Below are 22265 nucleotides of genomic sequence, written 5' to 3' on the forward strand. Positions count from 1 at the left end.
CTTCCCGCACTCGGGTAGCCCAATGCTCCGCATCCTGGCCGAAGCGCTTACCTACGACGACATCTCGCTCGTCCCCGCGCATTCCACGGTCCTCCCCAAGGACGTCCGCCTCGCCACGCGCCTCACGCGCAACCTGCGACTGAACATGCCGATCGTGTCCGCCGCCATGGACACCGTCACCGAAGCCCGCCTGGCCGTCACGATGGCCCAGCTCGGCGGCATCGGCATCCTCCACAAGAACATGTCCATCGAACGCCAGGCCGCGGAAGTGGCGCGCGTCAAGAAGTTCGAAGCCGGCGTGATCAAGGAGCCCTTCACCGTCGGGCCCGAAACGACGATCGGCGAAGTGCTCAAGCTCACCCGCGCACGCAACATCTCCGGCGTGCCGGTGGTCGAGAACGGCCAGCTGATGGGCATCGTCACCGGGCGCGACATGCGCTTCGAGAAGAAGCTCGACGATCCGGTCCGCCACATCATGACCAAGAAGGATCGGCTGATCACCGTGCGCGAAGGCGCCAGCGACGAAGAAGTCGTGCAGCTGCTGCACAAGCACCGCATCGAGAAAGTCCTCGTCGTCAACGACGGTTTCGAACTGCGTGGCCTGATCACCGTCAAGGACATCCAGAAGAAGCAGGACAACCCCAACGCCGCCTACGACCCCAGCGAGCGCCTGCTCGTCGGCGCCGCGGTCGGCGTGGGCGGCGATACCGAACAACGCATCGAAGCGCTCGTCGCCGCGGGCGTGGACGTGATCATCGTCGACACCGCGCACGGCCATTCGCAGGGCGTGCTCGATCGCGTGAAGTGGGCGAAGAAGCGCTTCCCGAAACTCGAAGTCGTCGGCGGCAACATCGTCACCGGCGATGCGGCGCTCGCGCTGATGGACAACGGCGCGGACGCGGTGAAAGTCGGCGTCGGCCCCGGTTCGATCTGCACCACGCGCATCGTCGCGGGCGTCGGCGTGCCGCAGGTCACCGCGGTCTCGATGGTCGCCGAAGCGCTGCAGGATCGCATTCCGCTGATCGCCGACGGCGGCATCCGCTATTCGGGCGACATCGGCAAGGCGATCGTCGCCGGCGCATCGAGCGTGATGATCGGCGGCCTGTTCGCCGGCACCGAGGAATCGCCGGGCGAAACCGAACTGTTCCAGGGTCGCAGCTACAAGAGCTATCGCGGCATGGGTTCGCTGGGCGCGATGGAGAAGGGGTCGAAGGACCGCTATTTCCAGGATGCCAGCGACGCCGACAAGCTCGTGCCCGAAGGCATCGAAGGGCGCGTGCCGTATCGCGGCCCGCTCAGTGGCGTCGTGCATCAACTCGCCGGCGGCCTGCGCGCGACGATGGGTTACGTCGGTTGCGCGACCATCGACGAAATGCGCAACAAGCCGTCCTTCGTGAAGGTGACCTCCGCCGGCACGCGCGAATCGCACGTGCACGACGTGCAGATCACGAAGGAACCGCCGAACTACCGCGCTTCTTGAACCACCGCGCCGGCTTCGTGCCGGCGCTTTCGCATCAGGGCCCCCAATGACCCACGATATCCACACCGACAAGATCCTCATCCTCGATTTCGGCGCGCAATACACGCAGCTGATCGCGCGCCGCATCCGCGAGCTCGGCGTCTATTGCGAAATCTGGGCGTGGGACCACGATCCGTCGGAAATCGCGAAGTTCGGCGCCAAGGGCATCATCCTGTCCGGCGGCCCCGAATCGACCACGCTGCCCGGTGCGCCGAGCGCGCCGCAGGAAGTGTGGGATTGCGGCCTGCCGCTGCTCGGCATCTGCTACGGCATGCAGACGATGGCCGCGCAGCTGGGGGGCGCGACCGAAGCGGCGGACCAGCGCGAGTTCGGCCATGCGCAGGTCGAGATCGTCGCGCACGATGCCCTGTTCGACGGATTGAAGGACCACCCCGGTTCGCCGCCGCGCCTGGATGTGTGGATGAGCCATGGCGACCACGTGTCGCACGCGCCGCCGGGCTTCACCGTCACCGCGCGCACCGACCGCATTCCCGTCGCCGCGATGGCCGACGAATCGCGCCGCTGGTACGGCGTGCAGTTCCATCCCGAAGTCACGCACACGCGGCAGGGGCAGGCGCTGTTGCGCCGCTTCGTCGTGGACATCTGCGGTTGCGACACCTTGTGGACGGCCGCGAACATCATCGACGACCTCGTCGCGCGCGTTCGCGCGCAGATGGGGTCGGAGGAAGTGATCCTCGGCTTGTCGGGCGGCGTGGATTCCTCCGTGGTCGCCGCGCTGCTACATCGCGCGATCGGCGATCAGTTGACGTGCGTGTTCGTCGACACCGGCCTGCTGCGTTTCGAGGAAGGCGACCAGGTGATGGCGATGTTCGCCGAGCACATGGGCGTCAAGGTCATTCGCGTGGATGCCGCGCCGCGTTACTTCGCCAAGCTCGAAGGCGTCGGCGATCCGGAAGCCAAGCGCAAGATCATCGGCAATCTGTTCGTCGACATCTTCGACGAAGAATCCACCAAGCTCGCGAACGCCAAGTGGCTCGCGCAGGGCACGATCTATCCCGACGTGATCGAATCGGCGGGCAGCAAGACCGGCAAGGCGCACGTCATCAAGAGCCACCACAACGTCGGTGGCTTGCCCGAGCACATGAAGCTCGGCCTCGTCGAACCGTTGCGCGAATTGTTCAAGGACGAAGTGCGCCGCCTGGGCGTCGAACTGGGCTTGCCGCCGTCGATGGTCTACCGCCATCCGTTCCCCGGCCCGGGCCTGGGCGTGCGCATCCTGGGCGAAGTGAAGCCCGAGTACGCCGAGCTGCTCGCCAAGGCCGACCACATCTTCATCGACGAACTGCGCAAGCACGGCCTGTACGACAAGGTCAGCCAGGCCTTCGCGGTGTTCCTGCCGGTGAAGTCGGTGGGCGTGGTGGGCGATGCGCGCGCCTACGAATGGGTGATCGCGCTGCGCGCCGTGGAGACGGTCGACTTCATGACCGCGCACTGGGCGCACCTGCCGCACGAGTTCCTGGGCATGGTGTCCAACCGCATCATCAACGAGCTGCGCGGCGTCTCGCGCGTGGTGTACGACATCAGCGGCAAGCCGCCGGCGACGATCGAGTGGGAGTAGGGCGCCCTCACGAAATAATTCCGGGGGCCTTGTCGATTTTCGCCCCGCTCGTTCGTCGTCAAGGGTAAGGGCCGCCAGGGGCCTGCCAACGAGGAGATCGACAATGCGCGTCATGGTCTTTGCGAAGATGGACCCGAATACCCCGATGGAACCCACGCCCGAGCAGCTGGAAGCTTTCCAGGCGATGGACCGCTTCACCGAAGAGCTCGTCGCCGCCGGTGTGTTCGTGGCCGGCGCCGGCCTCAAGCCCGAATCGGAGTCCAAGCGCATCGTCGACCAGGGGTCGGAACGCATGGTCGTCGACGGCCCGTTCGCCGAAGCGCGCGAAGTGGTCGCCGGCTTCTCGATCTGGGAAGTGAAGGACATGGACGAAGCGCTTGCGTGGGCGATGAAGGCCCCGAACTTCGGCATGGGCGCGGTCGAGATCCGCCCGTTTTTCGAAGCGGCGGACCTGGAAGGGTTCGTGTCTCCGGAAGAACTCGCGGCGCCGCGCGAGGGCGAACGCGGCAGGCTCGGGGTCGCGTGAGCCAAGCCGACACCGACATCGCCTGGATGCAACGTGCGCTCGCATTGGCCGAGCGCGCGGAGCACGAAGACGACGAAATTCCCGTCGGCGCATTGCTGGTCTCCGCCGAAGGCGAAGTTCTCGGCGAAGGCTGGAACCGCAACATCACCGACCGCGACCCGACGGCGCATGCCGAAGTCGTCGCATTGCGCCAGGCCGGCGCGCGCGTGGGCAACCATCGACTGCTCGGCAGCACGCTGTACGTGACGCTGGAACCGTGCGCGATGTGCGCGATGGCGATGGTGCATGCGCGCGTGGCGCGCGTGGTTTACGGCGCCAGCGATCCGAAGACCGGTGCCGCGGGCAGCGTGTTCGATCTATTGGCCGATCCGCGCCACAACCACCGCGTGGAAGTCGTCGGCGGCGTACTCGCCGACGAAGCCGGCACGCGCCTGACGAATTACTTCCGCAAGAAGCGCGGCAAGCCCGCGCTCTGAATCACCCGCGCTTGCGCTTCATTTCCTGCTCCATCTCCAGGTCGAAGCTGGAGACCGACAGGCTCACTTCGCTGCCCAGGACGATGCTCGCGGCGAGCAGGAACATCACGCCGAGCAATGCCAGCGCGGTGGGCACCACGCCGAGCTTGAATCCGGTGAAGGCATCCAGCGCAAGCGACAGGCTGGTGCCCACGAATGCGCCGAGCGCGCCGTAGAGCATCTGGCACGCGCGCAACACCAGGTGCGCGCGGCGGCGATGGCGCTTGATCTGGTCATGGCGTTCCGCCGCGTCGGGCGCGTCGAATTCCCAGCTGACCATCAGCGCGCGCAGGCGATCGACCACGCGGGCCAGGCGCGCGTTGGCCGAGGTCAGCAACGAGGCCGTGGCCGCCATGAGCAGGGCAGGGGCCAGCATGGCGGTCAGGATGGCGTAGTGCGCGAGGGCGGACTGGAGGACGGAGGGCATCGGGCGGGCGCGGGCGGGCGAAGGGGCTGGGCTATCATGCGGCAGGTCCCGTTTCCCAAGCGAGCACATGCCGAACCACATGGACAGTGAAGGCCGGTTGATCTGGATCGACCTGGAGATGACCGGGCTCGATACCGGCCGCGATTCGATCCTCGAGATCGCCACGATCGTCACCGACTCCAACCTGCAGGTCCTCGCCGAAGGCCCGGAGCTGGCGATCGCGCACCCTGTGTCGGTGCTCGAGGCGATGGACGAGTGGAACCGCACGCAGCACCGCAAGTCGGGCCTGTGGCAACGCGTCGTCGACAGCCACGTGACGCTCGACCAGGCCGAGGCGCGCACGCTGGCGTTCCTCTCCGAGTGGGTCCCCGCCAACGCGTCCCCGATGTGCGGCAACTCGATCTGCCAGGACCGCCGTTTCCTGCACCGCCTCATGCCGGCGCTGGAGAACCACTTCCACTACCGCAACCTCGATGTCAGCACCCTCAAGGAGCTGGCGCGGCGCTGGGCGCCCGCGGTCATGGCCGGCGTGCGTAAGCAATCGGCGCACACGGCCCTGAGCGACGTGCGCGATTCGATCGCCGAACTGGCCTACTATCGGCGTCACATGGGCCCCCTGTCGGGCCTGCCGACGGGGTAGGGTGCGCCGCTTCCTTGCACTGCTTGCGCTGTGCATCCTCGCTGCCGGCGCGCATGCCGCCGGCAAGCCGGTCAACGCCTACTTCCGCGAAACCTGGACCACCCGCGAAGGCCTGCCGCACAACCAGGTCAACGCGATCGCGCAGACGCCCGACGGCTATCTGTGGTTCGGGACCTGGGAAGGGCTGGTGCGTTACAACGGCCTGGAATTCCACGTCATCGACCGCCGCAACACGCCGGCGCTGCGGGACAACGGCATTCGCTCGATTCGCGTCGCGCCCGATGGCGCGCTCGTCGTCGGAACATCGCGCGGCGGCGTGAGCGTGCTGCGCAACGGTACGTGGCGCACCTACGGCAAGCGCGACGGCCTGGCGCAGGACGAGGTCATGGATGCGGTGCTCGACGCGAAGGGACGCCTGTTCGTCGCGACCGAGAGCGCGGGCCTGACGCGCATCGATGGCAACGGTCGCGCACGCCAGTACAACCAGACGACCGGGCTTCCGACGAACATCACCTTCGGGCTGGTGCGCGATCGCGATGATTCGGTGTGGTTGTCGACGGCCGCGGGGGTCGCGCACTTCGTCGGCGACAAGGCGCCCATCATTTACAACGAAGACGACGGCCTGCCCGCAGCACCGATCTTCCATCTCGAACAAATGGCCGACGGCACGTTGTACGCCGGCACCGAGCGCGGTGCGTATCGGCGCGTGGGCGAACGCTTCGAACTGGTTTCGCCCACCTTGCCGGCCGACGGCGTGCCCAGCCTCGTGCGCGATGCCGCCGGCGACCTGTGGGTCGGCACCGTCAACCACGGCCTGCTGCGCCTGGGCGCCGACGGCACGCTCGACGCGCTCAGCAGCCAGAAGGGACTGCCGAACAATCGCGTCGCGGCGCTGTTCGTCGATCGCGAAGGCAGCCTGTGGGCCGGCACGAACGCGGGCCTGTTGCGCCTGCGCGATGCGCCGTTCACGACCTTCAACACCGAGCAGGGCCTGAGCGACGACTACGTGCGCGCGATCGTGCAAGGCCGTGACGGCAGCATCTGGATCGGCACCAGCCGCGGGTTGAATCGCTGGAAGGACGGCAAGGTCGTCGATGTCCTCACCAGCGCCGACGGATTGCCGGGCGATTCGATCCTGAGCCTGCTCGCCGAAGACGACGACAGTCTGTGGGTCGGCACGTACGTCGGCGGGTTGTTGCGCCTGCGCAATCGCAAGGTGGTCGAGCACTACGACACGGCGAGCGGCATGCCGGGCAGCAACCAGGTGCGCGCACTCGCGCATGGGCGCGACGGATCGCTGTGGATCGGCACCTCGCGCGGCCTGGTGCAGAGGAAGGACGGCAAGTTTCGCATGTTCGGTGCGGCCGCGGGTTTGCCGCGCGATTTCGTGCTCGGCCTGCACGTCGCGCGCGATGGCGCAGTGTGGGTCGGCACGGCCAACGGCGCGGCGCGCGTGGTCGACGACCGTGCAGGGAACGAGCGCGTCGAACCGATCGACCTGCATCGCATGAACGATGCGCAGGACGTGTTCGCCTTCCACGAGGACAGCGACGGCACGGTGTGGATCGCCACCGACCGCGGCCTGGTGCGTTACCGCAACGGGCAGCTGGCATCGCTGGGTTTGTCGCAAGGTTTGCCGATCGACACCTTGTTCCAGGTGGTCGACGATCAGGCGGGCAGCCTGTGGTTGACGTCGAACCGCGGTGTGTTGCGCGTGGCGCGTCGCGATGCGCAAGCGGTGCTGGACGGCAAGCAGCGCACGGTGAATCCCGATCAGTTCGGCGAACCCGATGGCCTCGCCAGTAGCCAGGCCAACGGTGGCTCGGGGCCGGCGGCGATCCGCGATGCACAAGGCCGCTTGTGGGTGGCCACGGCGCGCGGCGCCGCGATGGTCGACCCGACGGTGTTGCACAGCTATCGCCGGCAATTGCCGCCGGTGGTGATCGAACAGGTGCTTGCCGACGATCGCGAGTTGCCCACGCAGTCGAAGCTGTTGTTGCCGCCGGGGACGCGCAAGCTCGAATTCCACTATGCGGGGCTGAGTTTCCAGATGCCACGCTTGCTGCGCTATCGCTATCGCCTCGAAGGCGTGGATGCGGGTTGGAACGAACGCGGCAACCAGCGCGTGGCGCAGTACACCAATCTCGGGCCCGGCAAATATCGCTTCCTGGTCACCTCATCGGCGCCAGGGCTGGGGCAGGGCTGGAACCCGGATACGACGGCGTTGGAGATCGAAATCCAGCCGCAGGTCTGGCAGAACGCCTGGTTCATGGCCGCGTGCCTGATCGCGCTGGCGATGCTGGTCTTCTTCTACATCCGCTGGCGCACGCGCAGCCTGCGCGTGCGCGCGATGGAATTGGAACGGGTGGTCGAGGAACGCACGCGCGACCTGCGCGAACAAGCCTCGCGCCTGTTGATCGCCGACGAAGACAAGACGCGGCTGTTGCACCAATTGCAGGACAAGTCCGAAGCCTTCGAACGCCAGGCGCGCGAGGATGCGCTGACCGGCCTGCAGAATCGCCGCAGCCTCGACGAAGGCCTGGCGCGCGCCTACGAGGCGGCGGTGCGCACGCAGCAGCCGCTGAGTTTCGCGTTGCTGGACATCGACAACTTCAAGCACATCAACGACGAGTATTCGCACGCGGCAGGCGATGAAGCGCTACGCGAAGTGGCGCGCGTATTGCTCGATGCGCTGAACCACGATGCATTGCTGGCGCGTTGGGGCGGCGAGGAGTTCGCCGTGCTGTTCCCGGCGACGACGCTCGAACAGGCGCGCGCACGCTGCGAAACCGCACGCGCGGCGATCGAAGCCCTGAACTGCGATGCGTTCGCGCCGGGGTGGCGCATGACGCTGAGCGGCGGCGTGTGCGACCGAACGGGTTTCGCGCACCACGAACGCCTCGTACGGCGCGCCGATCAGCTGCTGTACGAGGCGAAGCGGGCGGGAAGGAACCGGATCGTCGGTTAGCCCTTCGCCTTGGCCAATGCGAGCCAGGTGTCGACGACCGTGTCCGGATTCAGCGACACCGATTCGATGCCCTGTTCCATCAGCCACAGCGCGAGGTCCGGATGGTCGCTCGGGCCCTGGCCGCAGATGCCGATGTACTTGCCCTTGGCGCGCGCGGCCTTGATGGCCATCGACAGCATCTTCTTCACCGCCGGGTCGCGTTCGTCGAAGAGGTTGGCGACGATCGCCGAGTCGCGGTCCAGGCCGAGCGTGAGCTGCGTCAGATCGTTCGAACCGATCGAGAAGCCATCGAACATCTCGAGGAATTCATCGGCCATCAGCGCGTTGGACGGCACCTCGCACATCATGATGACCTTCAGCCCATCGCGGCCTTGCTCCAGGCCGTTTTCCTTCAGCACTTCGAGCACGCGGCGGCCTTCGTCGAGCGTGCGCACGAACGGGATCATCACCCAGCAATTGGTGAGGCCCATCGTGTCGCGCACCTTGCGCACCGCCTGGCATTCCAGCGCGAAGCAATCCTTGAAGGACGGATCGACGTAACGGCTCGCGCCGCGGAAGCCGATCATCGGGTTCTCTTCGTGCGGCTCGTACTTCGAACCGCCGATGAGGTTGGCGTATTCGTTGGACTTGAAGTCCGACAGGCGCACGATCACCGGGCTGGGCGCGACCGACGCGGTGATGGTCGCGATGCCTTCGGCGAGGCGGTCGACGTAGAAGTCCACCGGGCTCGCATAGCCGGCCATCTTGGCGTCGATCTTCTGCTTCGTCGCCGCATCCTGCTTCGAATACTCGAGCAGGGCCTTGGGATGCACGCCGATGTGCGAGGCGATGATCATCTCCAGGCGCGCCAGGCCGATGCCCGCGTTCGGCAACATGCCGAAGTCGAAGGCGCGGTCGGGGTTGGCGACGTTCATCATGATCTTCAGCGGCGCCGGCGGCATGTTCGCCAGGTCCGTCGTCGTGCGTTCGAAGGGCAGGGCACCGTCGTAGATGAAACCGGTGTCGCCTTCGGCGCAGCTGACGGTGACCGTTTCGCCGTCCTTGATGCGGTCGAGCGCGTCGCCCGTGCCGACGACCGCCGGCACGCCGAGTTCGCGCGCGATGATCGCCGCGTGGCAGGTGCGGCCGCCGCGGTTGGTGACGATGGCCGAGGCGCGCTTCATCACCGGTTCCCAATCGGGGTCGGTCATGTCGGCGACGAGCACGTCGCCGGGCTGCACGCGGGCCATGTCGTCGAGCGAGTGCACGACGCGCGCCACGCCCGCGCCGATCTTCTGGCCGATCGCGCGGCCTTCGGCGACGACGGTGCCGCGCTTTTCGAGGTTGTAGCGTTCGATCTGCGTCGCGTGGCCGCGCGACTTCACCGTTTCCGGACGCGCCTGCACGATGAACAACTTGCCGCTGACGCCGTCCTTCGCCCACTCGATGTCCATCGGGCGGCCGTAGTGCTCCTCGATGGTCAGCGCCTGGCGCGCGAGTTCGTGCACGTCGGCGTCGCTGACCGAGAAGGTGTTGCGCAGATTCTCCGGCGTGTCTTCGTTGCGCACGCGTTCGCCCGGCTTGTCCGAATACACCATGCGGATCTGCTTGGAACCGAGCGAGCGGCGCAGGATCGCCGGCTTGCCCTGGCGCAGCGTGGGCTTGAAGACATAGAACTCGTCGGGATTCACCGCACCCTGCACGACGTTCTCGCCCAGGCCGTAGCTGGCGGTGATGAACACCACGTCGCGGAAACCCGATTCGGTGTCGAGGGTGAACAGTACGCCGGAAGAACCGACGTCCGAGCGCACCATCAACTGCACGCCCGCCGACAGGAACACGTCTTCGTGCTTGAAGCCGTGGTGCACGCGGTAGGCGATCGCGCGGTCGTTGTAGAGCGAAGCGAAGACTTCCTTGACCTTGCGCACGACATCGTCGGCGCCGGTGACGTTGAGGAAGGTTTCCTGCTGGCCGGCGAAGCTGGCATCGGGGAGGTCTTCGGCGGTGGCCGAAGAGCGCACGGCGACCGCGAGTTCATGGCCACCGTTCTCCGCGCAGAGCTTGGCGTAGGCGGTGCGGATGTCCTGGTCGAGGTCGGGCTGCAGCGGGGCGTCGATCACCCAGCCGCGGATTTCCGCGCCGGCGGCGTTGAGGGCCGGCACGTCTTCCACGTCCAGCGTGGCCAGGCGGTCGAAGATGCGCTGGTGGAGATCGTTATGGGCGATGAAGGCCTTGAAGGCATCGGCCGTGGTCGCATAGCCGCCGGGCACGGAGACGCCGAGCTTCGCCAGGTTGCCGATCATCTCGCCGAGCGAGGAATTCTTGCCGCCCACCTGCGCCAGGTCGGTCAGTCGCAGGTCGTGCAGCCACAGGATGTTGGCGCTCAAGGCGTGGGGCTCCGGCATCGAAAGGGGGAGGGGACGTGGCGGGCGCGGGCCGCGCTGCCGCGAAGCGCGGTATTTTACAGACCCCGCGTCCTCATCGCCTCCACATGACCCAAACCCGCCCGGTCTTCTATGTTTCCGACGGCACCGGCATCACGGCCGAAACCATCGGCCACAGCCTGCTGACCCAGTTCGCCGACACGCGGTTCAGCACCGACCGCATCTCTTTCGTCGACACGGCCGACAAGGCCCGGGAGGCCGCCAACCGCATTCGTGAGGCCGGGCAGGTCGCCGGGGTGCGGCCGATCGTGGTCAATTCCTGCGTCGACAACGAGCTGTATCGGATCCTGGCCGAGAGCGGCGGGCTGATGCTGGACATCTTCGCGCCCTTCATCGAGCCGCTGGAGCGCGAGCTCGGCGAGCAGCGATCGATGCGGGTGGGGCAGGCGCACGGCATGGTGAACTTCGAGGCCTACCACCGGCGCATCAACGCGATGAACTACGCGCTCACGCACGACGACGGCATGAGCATGGATTTCGAGGACGCCGAGATCATCCTGGTCGGCGTGTCGCGCGCGGGCAAGACGCCGACCTGCGTTTATCTCGCGCTGCATTACGGCATCTGCGCGGCCAACTATCCGTTGACCGAGGAAGACCTCGAAGCCGATCGCCTGCCGGCGAAACTGCGCCCGCATCGACACAAATTGTTCGGGCTGACGATCGATCCGGTGCGGCTGCACCAGATCCGCCAGGAGCGCCGGCCGAATTCGCGCTACTCGCAATTGGATACGTGCAAGCGCGAAGTGGCGCAGGCAGAACACATCTTCCGCAACGAGCGCTTGACCACGTTGAGCACGACGCATACCTCGATCGAGGAGATCTCGAGCAAGGTGCTGACCACGTTGGGGATCCACCGGGAGATGTTCTGACAGCGTGAAACGCGGCCGGAATTTGGGATGGTTTTTGCGACGCGTTGCCGCGCGTTGGGAAACCAAACGTTATGCCTGCTGGAACGTGTCGTCAATGCTGCCGCGAAGGGTTTCCGGCGTGTAGGATCGGCCCATGAGCCGCATCGCATCCCGCACCGCGCGCATCCCGCGATTGAGCCGCTTCGGCTGGCTGATGGCGTTGTATGCAGAGAACCACGTGCGCCTGGTGCGCCTGTTCGAACCGCAACACCTCGCCGTCGGACGCTACGTTTCCAGCGTCGGAGACGGGCTCGACGTGGTGCTCGACGTCATCGAGATCCACGCCTATACCGTCGAACTGAGATTGAGCTACGCCATCCGCGATCCGCTGACCGGCCAGCCCGACCCCTCCGCGCACCTGCGGCTGTATCGCGATGCCAAGCAGGTCGAGGCCACGCACTGCTATGTCGGGCGCCGCTGGCAGGACGTCATCGGCATGTATCCGCCGCCGGCCGAAGTGGTGTGCCATCGCCTGCGCATGAACACCTTCCTCGGCAAGTGGATCCAGTACCTGGCCGAGCAGGGGCATGGCGTCGCGACACTGGTGCGCCTGCCCGACGACGCGGTAACGATCGCCGCCTGAGCGTCCGTAGCATTCGCATGAAGTTGTGTTCAAAAAAGTGTTGACGCTCTGCAGGAGCACCCCTAAACTTTCGGGCTCACCAGCAGTGGGGCCATAGCTCAGCTGGGAGAGCGCCTGCATGGCATGCAGGAGGTCGCCGGTTCGATCCCGGCTGGCTCCACCAAAAAATTCAAGCTGCAAACCGCTACTGTCCCCATCGTCTAGAGGCCTAGGACATTACCCTTTCACGGTAGCGACCGGGGTTCGAATCCCCGTGGGGACGCCAAACAAAAAACCCCTGATTCGTCAGGGGTTTTTTATTGCCTGCGATTTGGGATGCATGCCGATGGCAGGCGGGCATCTGCAGATGTTCGTCAGGGTCGACTGCATTGCAGTCTTCGCAGTTGTCGTCGGCCTTGTGGGCGGATGCTTCGATTCACATGCCGGTTCATCAGTGAGCACGCGCTTGACGGTGACACACCATGGGAATTCGTCGGCATCGAAATGATTGCGAAGGCGTTCGGTCGGCCATCGCGTCATGTCGGTCATGCTGAGACCTCAAAAGAATCGCGGACCTGGCGGAAGATCAGCAGGCTGCTTCAAGTGTGGAGGTTAGGAGAGACGGGGGGCCGGAGCGTGTGGCAGCCCGAAATGCCGCCCAGCAGGTGCAGACCCGTCTATAGCCCATTCGAGATACTACGTAAGATGCATTATGCGCAGTCTCTGATATAAGCACGGCTCGGTCCCCCTGAGTCCCCGACGATCTCCAGGCCCTTCCACCGCCTCATTTCCCACTCCGATGCGGCCCCACGTGGATATGCGTACTCGCATCCCCGACTTCGCCGCCGTCGTCGGTGACGCGCACGGTAACGATGCGGTGCTCGGTTTCCGGAACCTGCACGGTCACTTCGAACGGCGGCTCGCTGCGTGATCCCACCGGGACGAACTTGGCCTCGAACAGATCGCTGTCGGCCAGGAAGAATTCGACGTTGCGGATCTTGCCGTCGGCGTCCGTGGCATCGGCCGTCAGGATGACGGTGCCCGGCGCGTCGCCCACGCGCGCCTGCAGGCTGACGACCGGCGGCAGGTTTTCGACCCCCAGGACCAGGCGGTCCTCGGACGTCGTCAGGCCTTCGCTGTCTTCGGCGACCACGCGCAGTCGCTGCGGACCGACGGTCGGCGTCCATTCGAACGTCGCGGCGCCCGCCTCCGACTGCACGGGTTTGTCGTCGACGAACAACGTCACCTTGCGGATCTCGCCGTTGGGATCGACCGCATCGACGTTCAATTTCATCGGCTGGCCTGCGTGTACGAGCGCGTCGTCGAGCGCCATGCGCACGCTCGGTGGTTCTGACGCGTCGGCGCGGTTGGCCGCGAGCGCTGCATCGAAGATCAGATCGTCCTGTGCGTTGTCTTCGTATTGGTGCACTTCGACGGCGAGTACGTTGCTGCCTTCGCGTAAGACGTCGGTCGGCAGACGCACAGGGAAAAACGCGAGTTCCGCCGCGCCCGTCACCGGCTTCAGGACCTGTTTGTCGAAGTTCGACCGATGCACCTCGCGGCCATTGAGATACACGACTGCGCCATCGTCCGCGCGCAACCGAAGGGTCAGCTCGCGCAACGCCCGCGGGTCCTGCACGTCGAAGTGTTTGCGGAAGTAAGCGACCTTGGTCCCGGGCGACACACCGGTCATCGCTTCCAGGTGCGGCGCGAAGCCCAGCGGCGCCGGCGCTTCCTGCCACTGTGCATCGTCGTACTCCACCGTCGTCCAATCCGAAGGCGGCTGGTCGAAGGTCGCATGCCGCCACACGCCGCGCGCGTTGACCAGGTTGAGTTGCGAGACGTCGACGTCGAACCGCACGCCGCCGACGACGCGCGGCTCCCTGCAGTCGGTTCGCGTCTGCATGACGTCGAACGACAACGGCTCCTTCATCGGTTTGTAGTCCTCGCGCAAATGGAACACGACCTGCAGCGGAAACCGCTCGCCGGGTTGCAACGCGATGCCATCCAACGCATCGCGTTGCGCACGCAGCCGATGGAAAACGGTGTCCTTCGGCAGGGCGAGTCTGCCCTGCTTCGCCAGTCCCCTCCCCCGCTTTGCCTGGCCGCTGATCCGGTCCGACAACGCGGCCGGCATGCCCACGTCGATCGCTTCCACCGACTGCCCGAGCTGTGCATAACGCTGCGGCACTTCGCGGAACTGCAGCGAGGTCGTCATCGGTGCGTCGGTGTCGTTGCCGATCATCATCGCCATCACCGCCGTCGTGCCGGCGAAGTTGTCGAGGACCTGGATGTTCCGCCAGGCCAGGTTGTTGCCGTTGCGGACATTGGTGGTGACATTGGTCCCTTCGGCGGTGCTGATCGGCGTGACGCGCGCCAACAGGCCGAATCCGTTCATGTCGCCCATGCACGCGTAGTCGGCCGGCTTGGGCGGATACCACGGGACTTCCAGGATCACCGCCTGCCCCGGTGCGAGCACGGGAACCGTGAGTGGTGCGAGGTCATAGATCGGCGGCGAGAGCACCGAGCGATCGAAGCTGGACTTGTTGACGATGAAACCGCCGGACGATGTCCAGGGATCGATCGGCGCGCCCGAGGGCACCACGCCGCTCCATGGGCGCAAACCGTTGACCAACACCGCGCTGGTCGCCGAGGAACCATAGGCGGTGCCTGCTTCCACGCGCGAGGCGTTCGCCCGCTGCCAACGCGCCCATTGTTCGTCGACCTTGCCATGCAGCAGGAAGAAGAACGGATCGCGCGTGGCCGAGGCGACGACCGCCATCGAACCGCCGGTGCCACCGATGTAACCGTGGTTCGCATCGTGGTTGGGCGTCTGCTCGATATTGACGCTGAAGTTTTCGGTGGCGACGGTGCCGCGGTAGTTGTTCCAGCCCAACTGCGTCGCATCCGACTGCGTTGCGGGGAGTCCCGTGCGCAGGTTGCGCACGACGCTCGCGCTTTCGGACGCAATCGGATCGAGCGCCGGCGACAGTGGCGCGCCCATGCCGGTGCCGCCGGTGCCGCGACCGGAGTTGCCCATGAAGCCCGCGGTGTAGAGATTCACGCCGCCGGTGCTGTTGGTCGGATCGGTCGTCCACTGCCAATACATCAATTTGACCCGCGGGTCGGCTTCCTGCAGCAACAGTTCCAGGCGATTGAGGAATTCCCGGTGCCACGGCAGGAAACCCGGGTTGTGGTGTTCGGGCGCACGCACGTGCACTTGCTGTTGCTTGGTCCAGTAGTCGTAGCCGGTGAGCAGTGCGAATGCGGGCGTGGTGGCGATTTCGATGTAGGCATCCCGCAATCTTTGGCGTTGCGTGGCGGTGGCCGTGGCGGCGTTGACGCGCGGCTTGGTGATTTCCGCGCCCGTGAGGCGATCGGCGCCGCACACCGTCGAGTAGGCATCCACCCAACTGGCCGGCCATGCCGGGCCCGCCGACGCTTTCGCCCAATACACATGCAACTGCTCGGTGCCGGCCGATGCCAAGGTACCGCGATTGCGTACGCGCACGTACACGTAATTCGGCAGGCCGAAACGCGGGTTGCGATATTCGGGATTCTGATGCGCCGCGGGGGTCCACGGTGGCGAGGCGGGATTGAACGCAGTTGGCCGCCAGTTGGGATCGGGGCTCGTGCGCACCCAGATGTCCTGGGAGACCCACATCGGCCCGGAATCGGGGTTGGGCTGCACGCCGGTATCGGCGGGCGTGTCGCGGATGTACAGGTCCGCCTGGGCGATCGCTGCGTTCGCGGCGCAACACGCAAGCGCGGCGACGGCGAACTGCTGCAACCTGAAGAGCTTGCGCATGACGATCTCCTTGCGCCCCTGCCATCAGGAAGGACGCAATCAATCGCCCGGATGGGTCACTGCGCGCGAATGGAGCAACGAAAGCCGCATTCATCCCGTCGGCGTCGCCCTGCACTCACAGGCCTTTGCACGCGGCGTGCACCTTGTCTCCCAACGCACGCAACTGCTCGAATGTGCGCTCCAGCCCCAGCCCGGCGAGCACGCGCTCTTCTTCGGCGCGCGCCGCGGCGCACGCCTGGCGCTGGCGATTGCGCTTGTCGCCCTTGGCGGGCTTCGCGCCACCGAGCGCCGATTTCTGCGCACTTCCCTTCCCCGCTTTCGCGGGCTTCGATTTCGCGACCTGCGCCTGCGCGGGCGCGATCTCCGGTACGGCGATGGTCTTCGTCAAACGACTCCCGGCCTCGCACGGTGTGTCCTGGTAGGACACGGCGCCATCGGCGGCCACGCATCGCGACAACTCCGCGGCGCAGGACAGGCCCGGCGCGATCGACAGCACGAAGCACCACGCGAACCGTTGCATGTCGGCATCCTTGCCTTCGCGACCGGCGAGAGGCCGGACTTCCTGTGGGTCCAGATTGCCGATTCTGCGGCGCTGTATCTGTCAGGAAACTCCGCGACCTGATGTCAGGTTTCTACCCGATCAATCAATCTTCGATCACACGCCAGGTATTGCGCCCGGCGGACTTCGCTTCGTACAAGGCCTTGTCGGCCAACGCGAGCAATGCCGTCGCCGACGCCGCCTGCTGCACGAACGCGATCCCGATGCTCGTGCCCATCTGCAGTTGCACGCCCTCGAACACCACCGGCGCGCGCACCACCGTCAACACCTTCTGCGCGATCACCTCGGCGACTTCGGGCGTGCGTGCGTCCTCGATCAACACGACGAACTCGTCGCCGCCCAGGCGCGCCACCGCGTCCACGTCGCGCACGCAGGAAGACAGCCGCTCGGCGAAGGCCTGCAACACCGCATCGCCGGCCAGGTGGCCATGCACATCGTTGATCGCCTTGAACTTGTCCAGGTCCAGCGACATCAACACCAGCGGCGAGGCTTGCCGTCGCGACCGCGCGATCGCCTGCGCCAGGCGTTCATCGAACTGGCGCCGGTTGCCCAGCCCCGTCAATGCATCCACGCGGGCAAGCTTCGCCAAGGCCTGCTCGGCTTCCTTCAGCGGCGTGATGTCGAAGGTCAGCGCGTAGAAGCCGCGATGCGTTCCATCCGGCGCGACATCGGGCACGAAGTGCGATTGCAGGTACCGGCCGCCCGACGACATGCTCGGACCGCGCTCGAACTTCTGCTCCTGCCCTTCCAACGCACGATGGATGAAAGGCGCCCATTCGGAATAGGCCTCGTCCCCGCGCGCGTCGCGGATCGTGCGCCCGAGCAGTTCCTCGGGCTTGCGCCCGAACAAGCGCTCGTAATAGGCATTGATGAAGGTGTAACGCTCCTCGGCGTCGATGTGCACGATCAACGCGGGCATGTTGTCGGCCACCGCGCGCAGGCGCGATTGGCTTTCGTCCAGTGCCGCCAGCGCCTCCATTCGCTTGCTGATGTCGCGCGCCGAGGCGACGAGCTCCCACGGCGCGCCGGGGTCGCCGCTTTCCACGCGCGTGGCCGCGACTTCGACCCAGCGCTCCTGGCCATCCTTGTGCAGGATGCGGAAGGTCACCGGTTCCGAGATCCCGGTCTGCGCGATGCGTTGGAAAGCCGCCGACGCCTCCGGAATATCTTCGGGGTTCACCAGGTCCCAGCGCGCCCGCAGGAATTCCTCCGGCTCATAGCCGAGCACGTGGCGGATAGCGGGCGAGACATACGACGGCGCGCCCGCCGCCGACATGCGCACGACCAGGTCGCGGCTGTGATCGGCGAGCGTGCGGTAACGCACCGTCAGCCGGCGACGCTCCGACAACACCGTCGCCACCGGAAACGCGATCAGGCAAGTCGCCGCGATGAACAATTGCAGCAACAAGGTGCGCTCCAACAGGGAGGGCGCGCGAACCAACGCGAACGGGCCGGTATCGAATGCCGTCGCGATGCCGCTCAGGATCGCGATGACCACGGTGGCACCCACCACGCCCGCGAAGCCGTGTCGGAACACCACCAGCAACAAGGGCACGAACACCAGGAACAGCAGCGGCATTTGTTCCTGCGTGAACACAACCGCGGACACCGCGAGCACCGTGCCCATGCACAGCCCGTAGTCGAGATGGCGTCCGCTGCGCCCGAAGAGCCACCGCCCTTCCCTGCGCGCGACGACCATCAGGGTGGCCACGATCACCATGCCGATGACGTGCGCGCCATACCAGGTGAGAAAGACCGTGCCGAAGGATGTACCGCCGGTCGAGACGTGGACGACAGCGACGATCAGCGCCGACAGAGCGCATGCAATCAAGGTCGATGCGGTGGCCGTGAACGCCAGCGTCATCAGCCGCGCGGCATCGGTGACGTCCGGCACGCGATGGCGGATGGCGCCGGCGACGCAGGCGATTTCGATCACGCTCGCCAGGGAATTGGCGATCGACATGACGACCGGATCGCCATGCGCGAGGCGCGCGATGAAATCGCCGGCCCACCCTGCGGCGAACCACCACGGCCATTGCCGCGTCGGCCTGAACAACAACACGCCGACCACGATGCCGTTGGCGATCCACACCGACGCCACGCTGCCGACCACGCGCGTGAGGTCGATCGCGATCCATGCGAAGACCGCGGTGGCGATGGCGAGCAGGAACAGGCGGCCCGGGGTTCCGGGCCACCGTTGGATGCGCGCGGACGGGCTCACCACGCGCGCACCCTGCAGGACTGTCTCAGCGGCCGCGCCCCAACCACCATGCGATCGGCACGCTCGCGATCAACAGGCCCAGGCCCGAATCGAGCAATGCACCGACGGTGAAATCCATCGGAAACCGATACCAATTCCAATACGGCACGCTGGTCGTCAGCCAGGCCATTACCCCGAGTGCGCCGCCCATCAGCACGCGCTTGCCGAAGGACACCGGCGCGAGCGACAGGATCCACGCGGCGAACAACGCGACGAGCACGTCGATGACGAACTGCTTGGCCAGCGCCGGCCCCATCGTCTGCAGGTTCGGGTTCGGCGTGGGGTCCCACACGACGAAGGCCGAGGGCGCATCCTTGTATTTGGTGGTGAAGGCATTCATCGCCTCGGCGTCGCGCCACATCGCCGGGTCCATGCCGGGGATCATGTACACGCCCGCGCCCTTGTCGGCGCTGGCCTGCAACGCGGTCATCGCCGCATCCTGGTTGCTCGCCACCTTCATGCCCATCTCGCCGATGGGCAACACGACGTGGGCGATGGCGCCCCACAGGAACAACACGATTCCGCCGATCAAGCCGGCGACGAAAGTCCGCATGCCCGTCCCCTTGAGTGCGCGGCGGATGCCGCGGGCCGAGGATGCACCGGGGCCGCCCCACCGGGCAACTCAATACGGGGGGCGAATCCAGCTCGCCGTGCGTGCGCCGAACCACACGAGCATCAGGCCTGCGACCAGCGTCACACCGAGATAGACCAATGCCTGGTCGCTGCGTTGCGAGCGCGAGAACAGCAGGCACTCGAGCATCAGCGCCGAATAGGTCGTCAACCCGCCGAGGAAACCGACGATCAGCAGGGCGCGCCAATACAAGGCCGAAGGACCGCGATTCTCGAGCCAGATCGCGATGAAACCGGCGAGGAAGGACCCTGCGAGGTTCACGGCCAGCGTGCCCCACGGCCATCCATCGCCCACGCGTCGCAGCAACGCGCCACCGACCCAGAAGCGCCCGGCGGCACCGAGCGCGCCACCGAGCATCACCAACATCAACTGTTGCCACCATGCGCTCATTCGGCCAATTTACCGTGGCGTTGCTGCAACGGCCAGAGCACGATCCCGGCGCACAACGCCAACGCGGCACTGGTGCCGAACGCGATCATCGGCGCGCCGTTTTCCCACAACGCGCCGAACACCGCCGACGCCGGCAACAACAACAGGCCGGTGACGAGGTAATACCAACCGAAGGCCGTGCCCGCGCTCTGCGCGGGAATCAGATCCGCGACGAGTGCGCGTTCGGCGCCTTCGATGGTCGCGGTGACCAGTCCGTAAGCCGGGAACAACACCCACAGCCAGTGTTTGTCGATGGGCACCACGCCCAACAACACGTACAGCAATGCATAACCGGCCCAGCCCGCGAGGATCAGGCGCTTGCGCCCGACGCGATCGGACAGCGCCGACAACGGCGTGGAGGCCAGTGCCGCCACTGCGGAGAAGGACGCCCACAACAGCGTGATCTGGCTCGCCCCGAGGCCCAGGCCCTGTGCACGCAACAGCAGGAACATGTTCGATGCGTTGCCGAGCGTGAACAACCCCAGCGCGAACAGATAACGGCGATACGGCGCCGGCAATGCGGAAAAGCGCCAATCGATCGGGCCGCTCGATTTCACTTGCGCGTGTTCGGGTTCGCGCAATCGCAAGGCCATGAACAACACGACGACCGCAGGCACGAAGGCGCACAGGAACACTTGCCGCAAGGAAAACCCCATCGCGAGCAACGCCGCCGCAACCAGCGGGCCGACCACCGCGCCGGCGTTGTCCATGCCGCGATGCAGCCCGTATGCGAGCCCACGCTGCTCCGGTGCAACGCTCGCCGCCAGCATCGCGTCGCGCGGTGCCGAGCGCAGGCCTTTCCCCACGCGATCGACGAATCGAAACACCAGCACGCCGAACCAACTGGTCGCGATGCCGATCAAGGGCCGCGCGATCCCCGCCAGGCCATACCCGACGACGACGAACGGCTTGATCCGCCGCATGCGATCGGCCAGCGCGCCGGAGAACAACTTCAACAGGCTGCTCGCCGCTTCGGCGACGCCTTCGATCCAGCCCAGGGCCTTCGGCCCTGCCATCAAGACGCTCGCGATGTACAGCGGCACGAGCGGATAGATCATGTCGCTCGCCGCGTCGTTGACCAGACTGATCGCACCCAGCAGCCACACCGTCTTCGGCAGGCTTGCCAGCGCGCGGCGCATCAGGCGTCGTCTCCGTCGGATTCGCCACGCGCTTTCGAACGCGCGGCGCGCAAGGCGTCGAGCTTCTCCTTCATGCGCGCTTCCAGCCCGCGATCGGTCGGCGCGAAGTACACGCGCTCGCCCATCGCATCGGGGAACCCGGTCTGGTCCAGCGCGATGCCGCCGGCCGCGTCGTGATCGTACTGGTAGCCCTTGCCGTAGCCGAGTTGTTTCATCAACTTCGTCGGCGCATTGCGGATGTGCATCGGCACCTCGAGCGTGCCGTATTCCTCCACGTCGCTGCGCGCCTGGTTCCAGGCGGTGTAGGCGGCGTTGGATTTCGATGTCGTCGCCAGGTAGATCGCGACTTGCGCCAATGCGAGGTCGCCTTCCGGACTGCCGAGGCGGTCGTAGGTCTCCCACGCGTCCACGGCCATCTGCAATGCGCGTGGATCGGCCAGGCCGATGTCCTCCACCGCCATGCGGGTCAGCCTGCGCGCCAGGTAACCGGGGTCGGCGCCGCCATCGAGCATGCGCGCAAGCCAATACAAGGCCGCATCGGGGTTCGAACTGCGCACCGATTTGTGCAACGCGGAGATCTGATCGTAGAACTGGTCGCCGCCCTTGTCGAAGCGGCGCGTGCGATCGGCCAACACCTGCGCGAGCGTCTGCTCGGTGAGGGTGCCGCCCTCCCCCGCCAGGTCGGCGGCGATTTCCAGGAAGGTCAGCGCGCGACGCACGTCGCCATCGGCGGCGCGGGCGATGAGGAGCAGTTGCTCGGGCGCGATTTGCAATGCGCGATCGCCGAGCCCGCGCTCGGTATCGTCGAGCGCACGTTGCAACGCGACGACGATGTCTTCGGGCGACACCGATTCCATCACGTGCACGCGGCAGCGCGAGAGCAGCGCGGAGTTCAATTCGAACGACGGATTCTCGGTGGTCGCGCCGACGAACAGGATCGTGCCGCGTTCGATGTGCGGCAGGAACGCATCCTGCTGCGCCTTGTTGAAGCGATGCACTTCGTCGACGAACAACACGGTGCGACGCCCTTGCGAAAAGCGCAGCCCCGCTTCGGCGAGCACCTGCCGCACTTCGGGCAATCCGACCAGCACCGCGGAGACCGCGCGGAATTCCGCGTCGGCATAAGTGGCGAGCAATTGCGCGAGCGTCGTCTTGCCGCAGCCCGGCGGGCCCCAGAGGATCATCGAATGCACGTGGCCGGATTCGATGGCGCGCCGCAAGGCCGAACCCGGCGCGAGCAGGCGACGCTGGCCGACCATTTCGTCGATCGTGCGCGGCCGCATCCGCTCGGCGAGCGGACGCAGTGCGTCGCGATCCACGCTCAGGAGGTCGGCTTCGGGAATCTCGGGGGTGCGCTGTCTGACCACAGCGC

Annotated in this window: 18 protein-coding genes and 2 tRNA genes; 10 read left to right on the forward strand and 10 right to left on the reverse strand. The window is 66.2% G+C overall.

Annotation, left to right across the window (positions count from 1 at the left end; all coding sequences use genetic code 11):
- The first annotated feature begins 22 nt into the window (after window positions 1-22).
- The 4 genes from guaB (at window position 23) to tadA (ending at window position 4100) form a co-directional block, all read left to right on the forward strand.
- Window positions 23-1480 carry an IMP dehydrogenase gene (guaB, locus tag AB4059_RS01980; RefSeq protein ID WP_498976136.1) on the forward strand — a complete coding sequence of 486 codons (1458 nt, stop codon included), beginning with the start codon at window positions 23-25 and terminating at the stop codon, window positions 1478-1480.
- A 46-nt stretch (window positions 1481-1526) separates the two neighbouring features.
- On the forward strand, window positions 1527-3098 hold the full coding sequence (gene guaA / locus AB4059_RS01985; protein WP_498976138.1) for a glutamine-hydrolyzing GMP synthase: 1572 nt from the start codon (window positions 1527-1529) through the stop codon (window positions 3096-3098).
- 103 nt (window positions 3099-3201) lie between these two features.
- Window positions 3202-3624 carry a YciI family protein gene (locus AB4059_RS01990; RefSeq protein WP_498976140.1) on the forward strand — a complete coding sequence of 141 codons (423 nt, stop codon included), beginning with the start codon at window positions 3202-3204 and terminating at the stop codon, window positions 3622-3624.
- Window positions 3621-4100 carry a tRNA adenosine(34) deaminase TadA gene (gene tadA, locus AB4059_RS01995; RefSeq protein WP_498976142.1) on the forward strand — a complete coding sequence of 160 codons (480 nt, stop codon included), beginning with the start codon at window positions 3621-3623 and terminating at the stop codon, window positions 4098-4100. The genes AB4059_RS01990 and tadA overlap by 4 nt, the downstream gene beginning before the upstream one ends.
- Window position 4101: 1 nt before the next feature.
- On the opposite strand, the gene AB4059_RS02000 is transcribed toward tadA, so the two are convergent.
- Window positions 4102-4566 (reverse strand): DUF2721 domain-containing protein, encoded by a 465-nt coding sequence (locus tag AB4059_RS02000; protein WP_498976144.1) that lies wholly within the window; start codon window positions 4564-4566, stop codon window positions 4102-4104.
- A gap of 67 nt (window positions 4567-4633) precedes the next feature.
- On the opposite strand from AB4059_RS02000, the gene orn reads away from it, so the two are divergent.
- Entirely contained in the window at window positions 4634-5206 is a 573-nt protein-coding gene (gene orn / locus AB4059_RS02005) for an oligoribonuclease (RefSeq protein ID WP_498976146.1), read from the forward strand.
- A 1-nt stretch (window position 5207) separates the two neighbouring features.
- Window positions 5208-8174: a ligand-binding sensor domain-containing diguanylate cyclase gene (locus AB4059_RS02010; protein ID WP_498976148.1), complete on the forward strand. Its 2967-nt coding sequence runs from the start codon at window positions 5208-5210 to the stop codon at window positions 8172-8174.
- On the opposite strand, the gene ppsA is transcribed toward AB4059_RS02010, so the two are convergent.
- Complete coding sequence (gene ppsA / locus AB4059_RS02015; protein ID WP_498976150.1) at window positions 8171-10540, reverse strand: phosphoenolpyruvate synthase; 2370 nt, start codon at window positions 10538-10540, stop codon at window positions 8171-8173. The genes AB4059_RS02010 and ppsA overlap by 4 nt on opposite strands.
- Before the next feature lie 104 nt (window positions 10541-10644).
- Between ppsA and ppsR the strand changes: the two genes are divergently transcribed.
- From ppsR to AB4059_RS02035, 4 genes are all read left to right on the forward strand, one after another.
- Window positions 10645-11466: a posphoenolpyruvate synthetase regulatory kinase/phosphorylase PpsR gene (gene ppsR / locus AB4059_RS02020; RefSeq protein ID WP_498962224.1), complete on the forward strand. Its 822-nt coding sequence runs from the start codon at window positions 10645-10647 to the stop codon at window positions 11464-11466.
- Window positions 11467-11599: 133 nt separating this feature from the next.
- Window positions 11600-12088 carry a DUF1249 domain-containing protein gene (locus AB4059_RS02025; protein ID WP_498976152.1) on the forward strand — a complete coding sequence of 163 codons (489 nt, stop codon included), beginning with the start codon at window positions 11600-11602 and terminating at the stop codon, window positions 12086-12088.
- A gap of 87 nt (window positions 12089-12175) precedes the next feature.
- A tRNA-Ala gene (locus tag AB4059_RS02030) sits at window positions 12176-12251 on the forward strand.
- Window positions 12252-12277: 26 nt separating this feature from the next.
- Window positions 12278-12353, forward strand: a tRNA-Glu gene (locus AB4059_RS02035).
- Window positions 12354-12373: 20 nt separating this feature from the next.
- Here AB4059_RS02035 and AB4059_RS02040 read toward each other — a convergent pair.
- The 8 genes from AB4059_RS02040 to AB4059_RS02075 all read right to left on the reverse strand — a co-directional run bounded on the left by AB4059_RS02040 (window position 12374) and on the right by AB4059_RS02075 (window position 22260).
- The gene (locus AB4059_RS02040) at window positions 12374-12616 is read right to left on the reverse strand and encodes a hypothetical protein (protein ID WP_498976154.1); all 243 of its coding nucleotides are present in this window, start codon (window positions 12614-12616) and stop codon (window positions 12374-12376) included.
- Window positions 12617-12851: 235 nt separating this feature from the next.
- Window positions 12852-15875 carry a tyrosinase family protein gene (locus AB4059_RS02045; protein WP_498976156.1) on the reverse strand — a complete coding sequence of 1008 codons (3024 nt, stop codon included), beginning with the start codon at window positions 15873-15875 and terminating at the stop codon, window positions 12852-12854.
- A gap of 115 nt (window positions 15876-15990) precedes the next feature.
- Window positions 15991-16395, reverse strand: coding sequence for a DUF4124 domain-containing protein (locus AB4059_RS02050; RefSeq protein ID WP_498976158.1), 405 nt, complete (start codon window positions 16393-16395; stop codon window positions 15991-15993).
- A gap of 124 nt (window positions 16396-16519) precedes the next feature.
- Complete coding sequence (locus tag AB4059_RS02055; protein WP_498976160.1) at window positions 16520-18655, reverse strand: diguanylate cyclase domain-containing protein; 2136 nt, start codon at window positions 18653-18655, stop codon at window positions 16520-16522.
- Between the two features lie 25 nt (window positions 18656-18680).
- Window positions 18681-19247, reverse strand: coding sequence for a hypothetical protein (locus tag AB4059_RS02060; RefSeq protein ID WP_498976162.1), 567 nt, complete (start codon window positions 19245-19247; stop codon window positions 18681-18683).
- Window positions 19248-19316: 69 nt separating this feature from the next.
- Window positions 19317-19715, reverse strand: coding sequence for a fluoride efflux transporter CrcB (crcB, locus tag AB4059_RS02065; protein ID WP_498976164.1), 399 nt, complete (start codon window positions 19713-19715; stop codon window positions 19317-19319).
- Window positions 19712-20893 carry an MFS transporter gene (locus tag AB4059_RS02070; protein ID WP_498976166.1) on the reverse strand — a complete coding sequence of 394 codons (1182 nt, stop codon included), beginning with the start codon at window positions 20891-20893 and terminating at the stop codon, window positions 19712-19714. The genes crcB and AB4059_RS02070 overlap by 4 nt, the downstream gene beginning before the upstream one ends.
- Window positions 20893-22260, reverse strand: coding sequence for a replication-associated recombination protein A (locus tag AB4059_RS02075; protein WP_498976168.1), 1368 nt, complete (start codon window positions 22258-22260; stop codon window positions 20893-20895). Before AB4059_RS02075 ends, AB4059_RS02070 begins: the two co-directional genes overlap by 1 nt.
- Window positions 22261-22265: the final 5 nt, after the last annotated feature.

Origin of the sequence: Lysobacter sp. 2RAF19, assembly GCF_052115395.1 — a bacterium.
In the GTDB taxonomy this organism is placed as follows: domain Bacteria; phylum Pseudomonadota; class Gammaproteobacteria; order Xanthomonadales; family Xanthomonadaceae; genus Noviluteimonas.